The 14,790-nt window shown below is 60.4% G+C and carries 13 protein-coding genes; 10 read left to right on the top strand and 3 right to left on the bottom strand.

The annotated features are described in order from the left end of the window. Positions 1-145: 145 nt before the first annotated feature. Positions 146-1,186, bottom strand: a complete 1,041-nt coding sequence (locus ACM6G4_RS07865; RefSeq protein ID WP_414913427.1) for a low specificity L-threonine aldolase — start codon at positions 1,184-1,186, stop codon at positions 146-148. Between the two features lie 132 nt (positions 1,187-1,318). Here ACM6G4_RS07865 and ACM6G4_RS07860 point away from each other — a divergent pair, with 132 nt between their 5' ends. The 8 genes from ACM6G4_RS07860 to fdhA all read left to right on the top strand — a co-directional run bounded on the left by ACM6G4_RS07860 (position 1,319) and on the right by fdhA (position 11,358). Continuing rightward, entirely contained in the window at positions 1,319-2,083 is a 765-nt protein-coding gene (locus ACM6G4_RS07860; protein WP_414913426.1) for a TraX family protein, read from the top strand. A 266-nt stretch (positions 2,084-2,349) separates the two neighbouring features. Then, positions 2,350-3,603: a serine hydroxymethyltransferase gene (gene glyA, locus ACM6G4_RS07855; RefSeq protein WP_046039380.1), complete on the top strand. Its 1,254-nt coding sequence runs from the start codon at positions 2,350-2,352 to the stop codon at positions 3,601-3,603. A gap of 23 nt (positions 3,604-3,626) precedes the next feature. Beyond that, the gene (locus tag ACM6G4_RS07850) at positions 3,627-4,877 is read left to right on the top strand and encodes a sarcosine oxidase subunit beta (RefSeq protein ID WP_038981138.1); all 1,251 of its coding nucleotides are present in this window, start codon (positions 3,627-3,629) and stop codon (positions 4,875-4,877) included. Between the two features lie 14 nt (positions 4,878-4,891). Then, positions 4,892-5,221 (top strand): sarcosine oxidase subunit delta, encoded by a 330-nt coding sequence (locus ACM6G4_RS07845; protein WP_414913425.1) that lies wholly within the window; start codon positions 4,892-4,894, stop codon positions 5,219-5,221. Continuing rightward, positions 5,218-8,235: a sarcosine oxidase subunit alpha gene (locus ACM6G4_RS07840; protein WP_414913424.1), complete on the top strand. Its 3,018-nt coding sequence runs from the start codon at positions 5,218-5,220 to the stop codon at positions 8,233-8,235. Before ACM6G4_RS07845 ends, ACM6G4_RS07840 begins: the two co-directional genes overlap by 4 nt. Before the next feature lie 179 nt (positions 8,236-8,414). Next, on the top strand, positions 8,415-9,047 hold the full coding sequence (locus ACM6G4_RS07835) for a sarcosine oxidase subunit gamma (RefSeq protein ID WP_056726582.1): 633 nt from the start codon (positions 8,415-8,417) through the stop codon (positions 9,045-9,047). 37 nt (positions 9,048-9,084) lie between these two features. Then, positions 9,085-9,942 (top strand): formyltetrahydrofolate deformylase, encoded by an 858-nt coding sequence (gene purU, locus ACM6G4_RS07830; protein ID WP_007981374.1) that lies wholly within the window; start codon positions 9,085-9,087, stop codon positions 9,940-9,942. Between the two features lie 216 nt (positions 9,943-10,158). After that, entirely contained in the window at positions 10,159-11,358 is a 1,200-nt protein-coding gene (fdhA, locus tag ACM6G4_RS07825; protein ID WP_414913423.1) for a formaldehyde dehydrogenase, glutathione-independent, read from the top strand. Positions 11,359-11,408: 50 nt separating this feature from the next. Here the strand turns inward: fdhA and ACM6G4_RS07820 are convergent, their stop codons facing one another. After that, positions 11,409-12,398 carry an RHS repeat-associated core domain-containing protein gene (locus tag ACM6G4_RS07820; RefSeq protein ID WP_414913422.1) on the bottom strand — a complete coding sequence of 330 codons (990 nt, stop codon included), beginning with the start codon at positions 12,396-12,398 and terminating at the stop codon, positions 11,409-11,411. Positions 12,399-12,624: 226 nt separating this feature from the next. Here ACM6G4_RS07820 and ACM6G4_RS07815 point away from each other — a divergent pair, with 226 nt between their 5' ends. Beyond that, positions 12,625-13,179 (top strand): DUF2780 domain-containing protein, encoded by a 555-nt coding sequence (locus tag ACM6G4_RS07815; RefSeq protein ID WP_056726585.1) that lies wholly within the window; start codon positions 12,625-12,627, stop codon positions 13,177-13,179. Position 13,180: 1 nt separating this feature from the next. Here the strand turns inward: ACM6G4_RS07815 and ACM6G4_RS07810 are convergent, their stop codons facing one another. Beyond that, a complete protein-coding gene (locus tag ACM6G4_RS07810; RefSeq protein ID WP_414913421.1) occupies positions 13,181-14,068 on the bottom strand; it encodes an acyltransferase in 888 nt (295 codons plus the stop codon). 164 nt (positions 14,069-14,232) lie between these two features. On the opposite strand from ACM6G4_RS07810, the gene ACM6G4_RS07805 reads away from it, so the two are divergent. Further along, positions 14,233-14,739 (top strand): ATP-dependent zinc protease, encoded by a 507-nt coding sequence (locus ACM6G4_RS07805; RefSeq protein WP_414913420.1) that lies wholly within the window; start codon positions 14,233-14,235, stop codon positions 14,737-14,739. Positions 14,740-14,790: the final 51 nt, after the last annotated feature.

Here is a 14,790-nt window from a genome sequence, read left to right as displayed (position 1 = left end):
AGCGGTTCGGCTCGACAAACAATGTAGACGAAGTCTTCAGGTGCGAAAGTTTCCTGTAGGAGCTGCCGAAGGCTGCGATCTTTTGATCCTGAGCATCAAAAGATCGCAGCCTCGTTTCACTCGACAGCTCCTGCAGGGGCGGGTGTCAGGCGGACATCACTTCGCGGATGTCCTTCGCCAGTTCCCGCACCCGCTCTTCCTCGGTGTCCCACGAGCACATGAAGCGTGCGCCGCCGTTGCCGATGAAGGTGTAGAAGCGCCAGCCCTTGGCGGTCAATGCGGCGATGGCCGGTTCCGACAGTTGCAGGAACACGCCGTTGGCCTGTACCGGGAACATCAGCTCAACGCCGGGAATGTCGCTGACCAGTTCGGCGAGCAATTGTGCGCAGTGGTTGGCGTGGTTGGCGTATTTGAGCCAGGCGTCGTTTTCCAGGATCCCGACCCACGGTGCCGACAGGAAGCGCATTTTCGAGGCCAGTTGCCCGGCCTGCTTGCAGCGGTAATCGAAGTCTTCGGCCAGTTTGTGGTTGAAGAACAGTATCGCCTCGCCCACCGCCATGCCGTTTTTCGTGCCGCCAAAGCACAGCACGTCGACACCGGCCTTCCAGGTCAGGTCAGCCGGGGTGCAGCCGAGGAATGCGCAGGCGTTGGAGAAGCGCGCGCCGTCCATGTGCAGGTTCAAGCCAAGCTCTTTGCAGGTGGCGCTGATGGCGCGGATTTCGTCCGGCGTGTAGACGCTGCCGACTTCGGTGGCCTGGGTCAGGGTCACGACGCGGGGTTTCGGGTAATGGATGTCCTGGCGCTTGAGCGCGACCTCGCGGATCGATTCCGGGGTCAGCTTGCCGTTTTCAGTGCGGGCGATCAGCAGTTTGGAGCCGTTGGAGAAGAATTCCGGGGCGCCGCATTCGTCAGTTTCGACGTGGGCGGTTTCCGAGCAGATCACGCTGTGGTAACTCTGGCACAACGACGACAACGCCAGCGAGTTGGCGGCGGTGCCATTGAAGGCGAAAAACACTTCGCAGTCGGTTTCGAACAGCTTGCGGAATCCGTCAGAGGCGCGGGCGGTCCACTCGTCGTCGCCGTATGCGCGTTGGTGGCCGTGGTTGGCCTGTTCCATGGCCGCCCAGGCTTCAGGGCAGATGCCGGAATAGTTGTCGCTGGCGAATTGTTGGCTCTTGTCGGTCATGGCCTGCTTCCGTGGTCGAGATGCCTATGGTGAAGCGTCCCGTGGTCAATGAGGGTGCGCACCGTACCCAAGATCGTCAGGTGGAGCACACTGGATGTCGCTGTCGGGAACATACACAGTCGAAGGGCAATTATGCACGTGACTATGTACAAGAGCATGTACAAGAGCATGCACGAGGCCATGCACTTAAAGCCGCGCGATGGGGCACTGGATCTGCTCAAGTGGCTGGCGCTTTTGAGCATGGTGCTCGATCACCTGCGATATGTCGGTTATTCCGCCGATTTGTTGTATGTGCCGGGGCGCCTGGCGTTTCCGTGGTTCTGCCTGGCGATGGCGGTCAATCTGGCGCGAAAGCCTGTTGTGGTAAACGCCGGGCATTGGCGCTATCTGGGCTGGTTGTTGCTGTTTAGTGCGGTGAGTGAAATTCCTTACCGGATGTACATTCCTAATCCCGACACCTTGAACGTACTGCCCACCCTTGCCCTGGGCTTGCTGGTGGTTCGTGGCTGGCAGCAGCCGGTACTTGTGTCGCGGCTGCTGGCGGTGGGCGCGTTGCTGTTGGCAGGGTTTTTCTCCCAGCGATTGATGTTCGGGTTCTTTGGCGTGCTGTTGCCACTGGCGATGTTGCTGGTACTGCAACGGCCCTGGTATTTCGCGCTGTTGGCGGGGTTGGTATGCCTGGCGGCCAATCAGTGGCAGGTGCTGTATTACGCCGCTCGTCTGGGCAATTTCACGGCGATTCCGGCCATCGTCGCGTGTCTGATTGCGCCATGGCTCGGGCTGTTCTTGTTGCGACATGCAATGGACGTAAAACCACCACCGATGCGGCGCTGGGCGTATGCGCTCTATCCATTGCATTTCCTGGTGTTGCTTGCAGTGCGTCAGGTTATCGCCTGACCCTGTGGGAGCTGCCGCAGGCTGCGATCTTTTGATATTGACCTTCTAGCGCCGGCGTTGACGCCAAAAGATCGCAGCCTGCGGCAGCTCCTACAGAGGCATGCGTAACACCGTATGGCAGTCCATGTCGTAAACGCACCTTTGCGTGGCGCCCGTAGGCATTTGACCCTTTGAAGCCAGTCATACCATCGCTACCAAAGGGCACTGCCGAAATGCCAGTGCCTTACCGAGACGAATGGCGCAAAGATGCCGCTGGGAGAGACGCGATGTTCAGCAAGCAAGACCAGATCCAGGGTTACGACGATGCACTGCTGGCGGCGATGAATGCCGAGGAGCAACGCCAGGAAGATCACATCGAGCTGATCGCGTCGGAGAACTACACCAGCAAGCGCGTGATGGAAGCGCAAGGCAGCGGTCTGACCAACAAATATGCCGAAGGCTACCCGGGCAAGCGCTACTACGGTGGCTGCGAGCACGTCGACAAGGTTGAGGCGCTGGCCATCGAGCGCGCCAAGCAACTGTTCGGCGCCGATTACGCCAACGTGCAGCCGCACTCCGGTTCCTCGGCCAACAGCGCCGTGTACCTGGCCCTGCTGCAAGCCGGCGACACCATCCTCGGCATGAGCCTGGCCCACGGCGGTCACCTGACCCACGGCGCCAAAGTGTCGTCCTCGGGCAAGCTGTACAACGCCGTGCAGTACGGCATCGACACCAAGACCGGTCTGATCGATTACGACGAAGTCGAGCGTCTGGCCGTCGAGTGCAAGCCGAAGATGATCGTTGCCGGCTTCTCGGCCTACTCCAAGACCCTCGACTTCCCACGCTTCCGCCAGATTGCCGACAAGGTTGGTGCACTGCTGTTCGTCGACATGGCCCACGTGGCCGGTCTGGTCGCTGCCGGCCTGTACCCGAATCCGCTGCCGTACGCCGATGTGGTCACCACCACTACCCACAAGACCCTGCGCGGTCCACGTGGCGGCCTGATCCTGGCCAAGTCCAACGAAGAAATCGAGAAGAAGCTCAACGCGGCAGTTTTCCCTGGTGCCCAGGGCGGCCCGCTGATGCACGTGATCGCCGGTAAGGCGGTGTGCTTCAAGGAAGCGCTGGAGCCTGGCTTCAAGGTTTACCAGCAGCAAGTGATCGACAACGCCCAGGCCATGGCCGGCGTGTTTATCAAACGCGGCTACGATGTAGTGTCCGGCGGTACCGACAACCATCTGTTCCTGGTCAGCCTGATCCGTCAGGGCCTCACCGGTAAAGAGGCAGATGCCGCTCTCGGTCGCGCCCACATCACTGTGAACAAGAACGCTGTCCCGAACGATCCACAGTCGCCGTTCGTGACCTCGGGCCTGCGCATCGGTACCCCGGCGGTCACCACTCGCGGCTTCAAGGTGACCCAGTGCGTCACGCTGGCCGGCTGGATCTGCGACATCCTCGACAACCTCGGCGACGCCGATGTCGAGGCCAATGTCGCCGAGCAAGTGGCAGCCCTGTGCGCGGACTTCCCGGTTTATCGCTGAGTGCGGTTTTGGAGTAAATGACTATGCAACGCTACTCGGGCTTCGGCCTCTTCAAACACTCTCTCAGCCATCATGAAAACTGGCAGAAAATGTGGCGCACGCCGACCCCTAAAAAGGTCTACGACGTGGTCATCGTCGGCGGTGGCGGGCATGGTCTCGCCACGGCCTACTACCTGGCCAAGGAGCACGGCATCACCAACGTGGCCGTGGTCGAGAAAGGCTGGCTGGGCGGTGGTAACACTGCGCGCAACACCACCATCGTTCGCTCCAACTACCTGTGGGACGAGTCGGCGCACCTGTACGAACACGCGATGAAACTGTGGGAAGGCCTGTCCCAGGACCTGAACTACAACGTGATGTTCTCCCAGCGTGGCGTCTACAACCTGTGCCACACCCTGCAGGACATCCGTGATTCCGAGCGTCGGGTCAGCGCCAACCGCCTCAACGGCGTGGACGGTGAACTGCTCGATGCCAAACAGGTGGCCGACGAGATTCCGTACCTCGACTGCTCCAAGAACACCCGCTACCCGGTGATGGGCGCTACCGTCCAGCGTCGCGGCGGCGTGGCCCGGCACGATGCCGTGGCCTGGGGCTTTGCCCGTGCCGCTGATGCCTTGGGCGTGGACCTGATTCAACAAACCGAAGTGATCGGGTTCCGCAAGGAAAACGGCGTGTGCATCGGCGTTGAAACCAACAAAGGCTTTATCGGCGCCAAGCGCGTCGGCGTAGTGACCGCCGGTAACTCCGGGCACATGGCCAAGCTCGCCGGTTTCCGCCTGCCGATCGAATCGCACCCGCTGCAGGCGCTGGTGTCCGAGCCGATCAAGCCGATTATCGACAGCGTGATCATGTCCAACGCCGTACACGGCTACATCAGCCAGTCCGACAAGGGCGACCTGGTGATCGGCGCCGGTATCGACGGCTACAACGGCTACGGCCAGCGTGGTTCGTACCCGGTGATCGAGCACACCGTCCAGGCCATCGTCGAGATGTTCCCGGTGCTGTCGCGGGTACGCATGAACCGTCAGTGGGGCGGCATCGTCGACACCACGCCGGACGCATGCCCGATCATCTCGAAAACCCCGGTACCGAACATGTTCTTCAACTGCGGTTGGGGCACCGGCGGCTTCAAGGCCACACCTGGTTCGGGCAACGTGTTTGCCGCGAGCCTGGCCAAGGGTGAAATGCACCCACTGGCCGCACCTTTCTCCATCGACCGTTTCCACAACGGTGCGTTGATCGATGAACACGGCGCTGCTGCGGTTGCCCACTAACAGGAGAAATCCCCATGTTGCATATCTTCTGTCCTCACTGCGGCGAGTTGCGCTCCGAAGAGGAATTCCACGCATCCGGCCAGGCGCACATCCCGCGTCCACTGGATCCGAACACCTGCACCGACGAGGAGTGGGGCGACTACATGTTCTTCCGCGATAACCCGCGCGGTCTGCACCACGAGCTGTGGGATCACGTCGCCGGTTGCCGTCAGTACTTCAACGTCACCCGTGACACCGTGACCTACGAGATTCTCGAAACCTACAAGATCGGCGCCAAGCCACAATTCACCGACAAGACCGATAGCCCGAAAGCGGCCAGCGCGGCTCTGGGAGAGAAGGTATGAGCCAGATCAATCGCCTGTCCAATGGCGGACGGATCGACCGCAACAAAGTCTTGACCTTCACCTTCAACGGCCAGAACTACAAAGGCTTCGAAGGCGATTCCCTGGCCGCTGCTCTGCTGGCCAATGGCGTCGACATCATCGGTCGCAGCTTCAAGTATTCCCGTCCGCGCGGCATCTTCGCCGCCGGCGCCGAAGAGCCGAACGCGGTACTGCAGATCGGCGCCACCGAAGCCACGCAGATCCCGAACGTGCGCGCCACGCAACAGGCGCTGTACCAAGGCCTGGTCGCCACCAGCACCAACGGCTGGCCGAGCGTCAACAACGACATGATGGGGATTCTCGGCAAGGTCGGCGGCAAGCTGATGCCACCGGGTTTCTACTACAAAACCTTCATGTACCCGCAATCGTTCTGGATGACTTACGAGAAGTACATTCGTAAGGCTGCCGGTCTTGGCCGCTCGCCGACCGAGAACGATCCGGACACCTACGACTACATGAACCAGCACTGCGACGTGCTGATCGTCGGCGCCGGCCCTGCCGGCCTGGCCGCTGCACTGGCCGCTGCGCGCAGCGGTGCCCGTGTGATCCTGGCTGACGAACAGGAAGAGTTCGGCGGCAGCTTGCTCGACTCCCGCGAAAGCCTCGACGGCAAACCGGCGATGGAGTGGGTGGCCAGCGTTATCGACGAACTGAAGAACACCCCGGACGTGCTGCTCTTGCCGCGCGCCACCGTAAACGGCTATCACGATCACAACTTCCTGACCATTCACGAGCGTTTGACCGATCACCTCGGCGACCGCGCACCGATTGGCCAGGTGCGTCAGCGCATTCACCGGGTCCGCGCCAATCGCGTGGTACTGGCGACCGGCGCTCACGAGCGTCCATTGGTCTACGGTAACAACGACGTGCCGGGCAACATGCTCGCCGGCGCCATCTCGACCTACGTGCGCCGTTACGGTGTGGCACCGGGCAAGAAGCTGGTGCTGTCGACCAACAACGACCACGCCTACCGCGTTGCCCTGGATTGGCTCGATGCCAGCCTGCAAGTGGTGGCTATCGCCGATGCCCGCAGCAATCCGCGTGGTGCGCTGGTGGAAGAAGCCCGCGCCAAAGGCATCCGCATCCTCACCGGCAGCGCCGTGATCGAGGCCCGTGGCAGCAAGCGCGTGACCGCTGCCCGTGTGGCCGCCATCGACGTCAAAGCCCACACCGTGACCAGCCCGGGCGAATGGCTCGACTGCGATGTGGTCGCCAGCTCCGGTGGCTACAGCCCGGTGGTTCACCTGGCTTCGCACCTGGGCGGCAAGCCGACCTGGCGCGAAGACATCCTCGGTTTCGTACCGGGCGAAGCACCGCAGAAGCGCGTGTGTGTCGGTGGCATCAACGGCGTCTACGGCCTTGGCGATTCCCTGGCCGATGGTTTTGAAGGAGGCGCTCGCGCCGCCGCTGAAGCCGGATTCCAGACTGTCGAAAGCGTACTGCCGAAAGCCCTGAGCCGTCTCGAAGAGCCGACCGTGGCGCTGTTCCAGGTGCCCCATGAAAAGAACACCGCCCGGGCGCCGAAGCAATTCGTCGACCTGCAAAACGACGTCACCGCCGCCGCCATCGAACTGGCGACCCGCGAGGGCTTCGAGTCGGTCGAGCACGTCAAGCGCTACACCGCGCTGGGCTTCGGTACCGATCAGGGCAAGCTTGGCAACGTCAACGGCCTCGCCATCGCTGCCCGCTCGCTGAACGTGACCATCCCGCAGATGGGCACCACCATGTTCCGCCCGAACTACACGCCGGTGACTTTCGGCGCCGTGGCCGGTCGTCACTGTGGGCACATCTTCGAGCCGGTGCGTTACACCGCACTGCATCAATGGCACCTGAAAAACGGCGCCGAGTTCGAAGACGTCGGCCAGTGGAAACGTCCTTGGTACTTCCCGAAATCCGGTGAAGACCTGCATGCCGCCGTGAAGCGCGAATGCAAAGCCGTGCGCGACAGCGTCGGCCTGCTGGATGCTTCGACCCTCGGCAAGATCGACATCCAGGGCCCGGATGCGCGTGAGTTCCTCAACCGCGTCTACACCAACGCCTGGACCAAGCTCGATGTGGGCAAGGCGCGTTACGGCCTGATGTGCAAAGAAGACGGCATGGTCTTCGACGACGGCGTGACGGCTTGCCTGGCCGACAACCACTTCGTCATGACCACCACCACCGGCGGCGCGGCTCGTGTTCTGCAGTGGCTGGAGCTGTACCACCAGACCGAATGGCCGGACATGAAGGTGTACTTCACCTCCGTCACCGACCACTGGGCGACCATGACCCTGTCCGGGCCGAACAGCCGCAAGCTGCTCGCTGAAGTCACCGACATCGACCTGAGCAGCGAAGCCTTCCCGTTCATGACCTGGAAAGAAGGCCTGGTGGGTGGTGTGCCGGCGCGGGTATTCCGGATTTCGTTTACCGGTGAGCTGTCGTACGAAGTCAACGTGCAAGCCGACTACGCCATGGGCGTGCTGGAAAAAATCGTCGACGCCGGCAAGAAGTACAACCTGACCCCGTACGGCACCGAAACCATGCACGTACTGCGGGCGGAGAAGGGCTTCATCATCGTCGGCCAGGACACTGACAGCTCGATGACCCCGGACGACCTGAACATGGGCTGGTGTGTCGGTCGCACCAAACCGTTCTCGTGGATCGGCTGGCGTGGCATGAACCGTGAAGACTGCGTGCGTGATCAGCGCAAGCAACTGGTTGGGCTGAAGCCGATCGATCCGAACAAATGGCTGCCGGAAGGCGCGCAACTGGTGTTCAACACCAAGCAAGCCATCCCGATGACCATGGTGGGTCACGTGACTTCCAGTTACCTGCACAACTCCCTGGGCTATTCGTTCGCCATGGGCGTGGTCAAGGGCGGGTTGCAGCGGATGGGCGAGCGAGTGTTCGCACCGCTGGCCGACGGCAGCGTGATCGAGGCGGAAATCGTTTCTTCGGTGTTCTTCGATCCGAAGGGCGAACGCCAGAACGTTTGATGGCTTCAAGGCTTGTGAGTGGGCATTGACACCGAGTCGGCCCATTCGCGAGCAAGCCCGCTCCCACAGGGGAATGCGGTCAAATGTGGGAGCGGCGGTGCGACGATTCGCCTTGCTCGCGAAGGCGGTAGTGCAGCCACCACAAGGCCGGAACCAACAGAATTCAGGAAAGGTGCTTTATGACCGCAGCCAATGTTTACCAACAACGCCCAACCTCCGGGGCCAAGGCCGAGTCGTCGTTGCATCACGCCGACCTCGCCAGCCTGGTGGGCAAGGGTCGCAAGAACGCCGGCGTGATCGTGCGTGAAAAGAAACTCCTCGGCCACCTGACCATCCGTGGCGATGGCCACGATGCAGCATTCGCCGCAGGCGTGCACAAGGCCCTGGGCATTGAGTTGCCCGGCGCACTGAGCGTCATTGTCAAAGGCGAAACCAGTCTGCAATGGATGGGGCCGGATGAGTGGCTGCTGATCGTGCCGACCGGTGAAGAACTGGTCGCCGAGCAAAAACTGCGCAAAGCGCTGGGCGATTTGCACATTGCGATCGTCAACGTCAGCGGCGGCCAGCAACTCCTCGAACTGAGCGGCCCGAACGTGCGCCAGGTGCTGATGAAGTCCACCAGCTACGACGTGCACCCGAACAACTTCCCGGTGGGCAAGGCCGTCGGCACGGTGTTCGCCAAATCGCAACTGATGATCCGTCACACCGCCGAAGACACCTGGGAACTGCTGATTCGTCGCAGCTTCTCGGATTACTGGTGGTTGTGGTTGCAGGACGCTTCTGCCGAGTATGGCCTGAGCGTGCAGGCCTGATCACCACCTTTACCGATTTCTCAGGAGTCACCGCATTATGAGCCGCGCCCCAGACACATGGATTCTGACCGCCGACTGCCCCAGCGTACTCGGCACCGTGGACGCGGTGACCCGCTTTCTGTTCGAGCAGGGCTGCTACGTTACCGAGCACCATTCCTTCGATGACCGGCTCTCGGGCCGTTTTTTCATTCGTGTGGAATTCCGCCAGCCTGACGGTTTCGACGAGCAGTCCTTTCGCGCGGGCCTGGCCGAGCGCGGTGAAGCCTTCGGCATGATCTTCGAACTGACCGCGCCGAACTACCGGCCGAAAGTGGTGATCATGGTTTCCAAGGCCGATCACTGCCTCAACGACTTGCTCTATCGCCAGCGCATCGGCCAGTTGTCGATGGACGTGGCCGCCGTGGTCTCCAACCACCCGGACCTCAAGCCACTGGCCGACTGGCACCAGATTCCGTACTACCACTTCCCGCTGGATCCGAACGACAAGCCGTCGCAAGAGCGTCAGGTGTGGCAGGTGATCGAAGAATCCGGTGCGGAACTGGTGATCCTTGCGCGCTACATGCAAGTGCTGTCGCCGGAGCTGTGCCGCAAGCTCGATGGCAAGGCGATCAACATTCACCACTCCCTGCTGCCCGGGTTCAAGGGCGCCAAGCCCTACCACCAGGCCTACAACAAGGGCGTGAAACTGGTGGGCGCCACCGCGCATTACATCAACAACGACCTGGATGAAGGCCCGATCATTGCCCAGGGTGTGGAGGCAGTGGATCACAGCCATTACCCGGAAGACCTGATCGCCAAAGGGCGGGATATCGAGGGGCTGACGCTGGCGCGGGCGGTTGGGTATCACATTGAGAGACGAGTGTTTTTGAACGCCAATCGTACGGTCGTTCTCTAGATTGCTATCGCGAGCAAGTCGAATCGTCGCACCGTCGCTCCCACAGGGTTTTGTGTCGTTCACAAATCTTAAGTTCAACCCGAATCACTGTGGGAGCGGGCTTGCCCGCGAAGAGGCCCTTACAGGCAACACAAGAAACAGCATCTGTACCCAAGCACTTAACGCGCTGCCTGCCTGGGCAACGCGGTTCCATAAAAACAACAGCGAGGTGAAAGCATGTCTGGCAATCGTGGTGTGGTGTATCTCGGCAATGGCAAAGTCGAAATACAGAAAATCGACTATCCAAAAATGCAGGACCCGCGCGGCAGGAAGATTAACCACGCTGTCATCCTGCGTGTGGTTTCCACCAACATCTGTGGTTCCGACCAGCACATGGTGCGCGGGCGTACCACAGCGCAAACCGGCCTGGTGCTGGGCCATGAGATCACCGGTGAAGTGATCGAGAAGGGCAGCGACGTCGAGAACCTGCAAATCGGCGACCTGGTGTCCGTACCGTTCAACGTGGCTTGCGGGCGCTGCCGTTCCTGCAAGGAAATGCATACCGGCGTGTGCCTGAGCGTCAACCCGGCGCGTCCGGGCGGTGCTTATGGTTACGTCGACATGGGCGACTGGACCGGTGGCCAGGCCGAATACGCCATGGTGCCGTACGCCGACTTCAACCTGCTGAAACTGCCGGATCGCGACCGTGCGATGGAAAAAATCCGCGACCTGACCTGCCTCTCCGACATCCTGCCGACCGGCTATCACGGTGCCGTGACCGCTGGCGTCGGCCCGGGCAGTACCGTATACATCGCCGGTGCCGGTCCGGTCGGCCTGGCGGCGGCCGCTTCCGCTCGCCTGTTGGGTGCGGCGGTGGTGATCGTCGGTGACGTCAACACCGTGCGCCTGGCCCACGCCAAGGCCCAGGGCTTCGAGATCGCCGACCTGTCACTCGATACCCCGCTGCACGAACAGATCGCCGCACTGCTGGGCGAACCGGAAGTGGATTGCGCTATCGACGCCGTCGGCTTCGAAGCCCGTGGCCACGGCCATGACGGCGTGAAGCACGAAGCGCCGGCCACCGTGCTCAACTCGCTGATGGGCGTGGTGCGCGTGGCAGGCAAGATCGGCATCCCTGGCCTCTACGTGACCGAAGATCCGGGTGCTGTCGACGCTGCCGCGAAAATGGGCAGCCTGAGCATCCGCTTCGGCCTGGGTTGGGCCAAATCCCACAGCTTCCACACCGGCCAGACCCCGGTGATGAAGTACAACCGCGCGCTCATGCAAGCGATCATGTGGGACCGCATCAACATTGCTGAAGTGGTGGGGGTGCAGGTGATCAGCCTGGATCAGGCGCCGCAGGGGTATGGCGAGTTTGACGCGGGTGTGCCGAAGAAGTTTGTGATTGATCCGCATAAGATGTTTAGTGCGGCGTAAAAAATCTCAATGAAAAATAGGGCGACTTGATGTCGCCCTATTTGCATATTTCAAAACCAGTTTCCGCTTCTTATATCCGAAGACAATGCATTGGACTGTTCACGTCGCGAAATACCTGGAGGTAGAGGTCCAAAGTGGACAGCTCTATTGTTAATAACCTGCACCATCGGATATGGATATTTTCGTTGAGCATCTTGAAAGGTTACTCCTGATTGTACGGCTGAGGAGGGTGCGACACCTTTGATTCGACCGAAGCCTGCATCTGTTATGAGTGGTACGAGATTTTGCTCGGGTGCATCTGCAATGAGTTTTGTCATGTTTATTGAAGATAGTGCTTCAACAGACTCGTTCATTCGTTTTGAAGTCCTGGAAACATTCGCAAGATCTTTGCCCTGAAGATTGTCGAATATTTTTCCCAGTACTTCATTGGGCATATCTTCAAGGCCTATATTTTTTGACTGTCTTAATCCGAAAGTTTTCCCTATCCATTTCAGCACTTTCATAAACCCAACATGTCCCGTCGGATCCACCTGATTTACCGGATCCCCCACACAATACGCATACCCATTCAACCCACCCTCCCCAAACGGGCTCCAACTGTCCGGGCTGTTAAACCGCATCAACACCGGGTTAAACGCCCGATAACCATTCCCCAACAAATAACACCCCGTCACCGGATCCGGCCGCTCGCCGTTGAAACCGAGCAGGCTGAGTAAGCCGCTTTCCGCAGGGCGATGACCATAGGGTGAGTAGGCGAGGGGATGTGGCCGAGCGACATCAAGTACATTCAAAACCGAACGCTGTTGATCTGTGGCAAGCAAGCGCGCTTCCACGGCACCGTTCTGACGCTGTTGCTGAGCCAGCAGTTGATCGTCGTGCTGAATGATCGAACGTTGCACAGCGTCTTGAATCTCGGTGGCCAAACGATCTTTCAGGTAAAAGCGTCGGGTGGGTGCCTGCGCTGAGGGAGTGCAATCAACCAGTCGATCCAGCGGGTCGTAGTGGTAGCGGCAGAGCAGCGTTTCTCGGGTGGGGAGCATGGCCGGGCTTCCTGAGTGAGTTCGTCGATCCAGGGTTTTACTGTGGCGCATTCGAACAGAGCCGCCTACTGGCAGATCTGATAGTGCCGCAGGCTTCAGGGCTGCTTTGTGACGAGCGGATGGGAAATGGGTGGAAGCCTGAGGAACATGCCGGCGTTTGCCCGGTCAAATCGGCAGCTTTGCGCCCGTAAGCCGGGCGTTTTTCATGAAACAAGAGGATGTCTGAATGAAGATTTCACGCGGTTTTGCATTGGCATCACTCCTGACCCTGTCCGCCAGCCCGGCCTTTGCACAGTTCAGCCTGGGCGATGCGGCCAATGCCATTGCCGGCATGAAGGGCGGTGACGCAGCTGCGACCGCCGCACCGACGCCGCAGACAGCCGATCTGCTGAGCACTCTCAGTGAACTGGACATCACCCCAGAGCAAGCCATTGGCGGTGCCGGGGCGATGCTGGGGCTGGCGAAGAACCAGTTGAGTTCGACCGACTACTCGCAACTGGCCAAAAGCGTGCCGGGCATCGACATGCTCTCGGGCGGCGGTGAGTTGGGCGCACTGGCCGGTCTGCTTGGCTCCAGCGGCAAAGCGGCAGGGCTGGATAACGCCCTGGGCAACGTCAAGGACACCAACGACCTGAACAATGCCTTCAGCGCCTTGGGCATGGACAGCGGCATGATTGGCCAGTTTGCCCCGGTGCTCCTGCAATACTTCGGTCAGCAGGGCGTCGGCGGTACGCTGCTGAGCAGTCTGGGCAGCATCTGGGGCGCTGGCGCCGGTAGCTGATTCAGCGGCGTCCGGCGCGCAAGGCGTCGATGCGCCGTTCCTTCTCGATCCAGAGCTGGTTGACCCAGTTCTGGACCTTCTCGCGAAATACAGGATCGTTTTCGTAATCGCCCTGCCACAGCGCCGGGTCGAGTTCGCGGGTCTGGATATCGATGATGACCCTCGGCACATTGCCGCTGATCAAGTCCCAGAACCCCGGAATCTTCTGCTGCGGGTAAACCACCGTCACATCGAGAATCGCGTCCAGCTGTTCACCCATCGCCGCCAGCACAAAGGCCACCCCGCCAGCCTTGGGCTTGAGCAGGTGATTGAACGGTGACTGTTGCTGGGCACTTTTGGCCGCCGTGAAGCGGGTGCCTTCCAGATAATTGACCACTGTTACCGGTTGGCGCATGAACAGTTCGCAAGCCTGTCTGGTGATTTCCAGATCCTTGCCGGCCAGTTCCGGGTGCTTGGCCAGGAACGCCTTGCTGTAGCGCTTCATGAACGGGTAATCCAGCGCCCACCACGCCAGGCCCAGGAAGGGTACCCAGATCAGTTCTTTCTTGAGGAAGAATTTGAAGAACGGCGTGCGCCGGTTCAGCGTCTGGATCAGCGCCGGGATGTCGACCCAGGATTGATGGTTGCTGATCACCAGATATGAAGTGTCGCGACGCAGATCGTCACCGCCGCGGATGTCCCATTGGGTGGGGATACAGCAGCGGAAAATCAGCTTGTCGATCTCCGACCAGGTCTCGGCGATCCACATCACCGACCAGGAGGCGTAATCGCGAAAACGGCCGGGCAGGACCAGCTTGAGCAGGGCAAACACCATCAACGGCCCGATCAGGACCAAGGTGTTGAGCACAAGCAGCAGGGTCACGAAACAGCCGGTGAGCAGGCGGCGCATAAGTCACTCGTGGAAGCGGTTGGGCGCGCCATGATAAGCAGCTTCGGGCGACAGGCCAAATCGGTGCTGACGAATGTTTCACTTTTGGGTCGGTAGGCTTGTGGGAACGTTCAAGCGCACGACGGTCTAAAATCCGACTGTTCACTCTCATGGAAACCCATTACGTGAAATCCCTCCTTGCAGTGCTCTCCCTCATCGCCCTGCCGGTCATGGCCGCCGAGCCGACCCTCTATGGTCGTTACGAATACATCGCCCTGCCGGAAATCGGCGGGAAGGTCCTCAAGGCGAAAATGGACACCGGCGCCCTGACCGCGTCGCTGTCGGCCAAGGACATCGAAACCTTCAAGCGTGACGGCGAAGACTGGGTGCGTTTCCGCCTAGCCACCAAGGATGCGGGCAATCAGGTCTATGAACACAAGGTCGCACGGGTAAGCAAGATCAAGACCCGTTCCGAAGAGGAAGAGGATGACAGCGAAGTGATCGCACCCACCAAGCGTCCGGTGGTCGATCTGGAACTGTGCCTGGGTAACGTCAAGCGCACGGTCGAGGTCAATTTGACGGATCGCAGCAGCTTTAACTATCCACTACTGATTGGTGCCAAGGCGCTGCGTGAATTTGGGGCTGCGGTGAATCCGGCGCGGCGTTTTACCGCGGACAAGCCCGATTGCTGATTGACGGGGTGTGAGGCTTGGGGCACCGTTCGCCCACAACACTGCCGGGCT

The organism is Pseudomonas sp. IT-P258, assembly GCF_949767825.1.
In the GTDB taxonomy this organism is placed as follows: Bacteria; Pseudomonadota; Gammaproteobacteria; order Pseudomonadales; family Pseudomonadaceae; genus Aquipseudomonas; species Aquipseudomonas monachiensis.
Note: the sequence above shows the minus strand (reverse complement) of the source record. Positions and strands in the feature narration are given on the sequence as shown.

Coding starts and splice junctions, on each gene's coding strand:
- glyA (WP_046039380.1), top strand. CDS start 2,350: ATGTTCAGCAAGCAAGACCAGATCCAGGGTTACGACGATGCACTGCTG.
- ACM6G4_RS07815 (WP_056726585.1), top strand. CDS start 12,625: ATGAAGATTTCACGCGGTTTTGCATTGGCATCACTCCTGACCCTGTCC.
- fdhA (WP_414913423.1), top strand. CDS start 10,159: ATGTCTGGCAATCGTGGTGTGGTGTATCTCGGCAATGGCAAAGTCGAA.
- ACM6G4_RS07860 (WP_414913426.1), top strand. CDS start 1,319: ATGCACGTGACTATGTACAAGAGCATGTACAAGAGCATGCACGAGGCC.
- ACM6G4_RS07820 (WP_414913422.1), bottom strand. CDS start 12,398: ATGCTCCCCACCCGAGAAACGCTGCTCTGCCGCTACCACTACGACCCG.
- ACM6G4_RS07810 (WP_414913421.1), bottom strand. CDS start 14,068: ATGCGCCGCCTGCTCACCGGCTGTTTCGTGACCCTGCTGCTTGTGCTC.
- ACM6G4_RS07835 (WP_056726582.1), top strand. CDS start 8,415: ATGACCGCAGCCAATGTTTACCAACAACGCCCAACCTCCGGGGCCAAG.
- ACM6G4_RS07845 (WP_414913425.1), top strand. CDS start 4,892: ATGTTGCATATCTTCTGTCCTCACTGCGGCGAGTTGCGCTCCGAAGAG.
- ACM6G4_RS07840 (WP_414913424.1), top strand. CDS start 5,218: ATGAGCCAGATCAATCGCCTGTCCAATGGCGGACGGATCGACCGCAAC.
- purU (WP_007981374.1), top strand. CDS start 9,085: ATGAGCCGCGCCCCAGACACATGGATTCTGACCGCCGACTGCCCCAGC.
- ACM6G4_RS07850 (WP_038981138.1), top strand. CDS start 3,627: ATGCAACGCTACTCGGGCTTCGGCCTCTTCAAACACTCTCTCAGCCAT.
- ACM6G4_RS07865 (WP_414913427.1), bottom strand. CDS start 1,186: ATGACCGACAAGAGCCAACAATTCGCCAGCGACAACTATTCCGGCATC.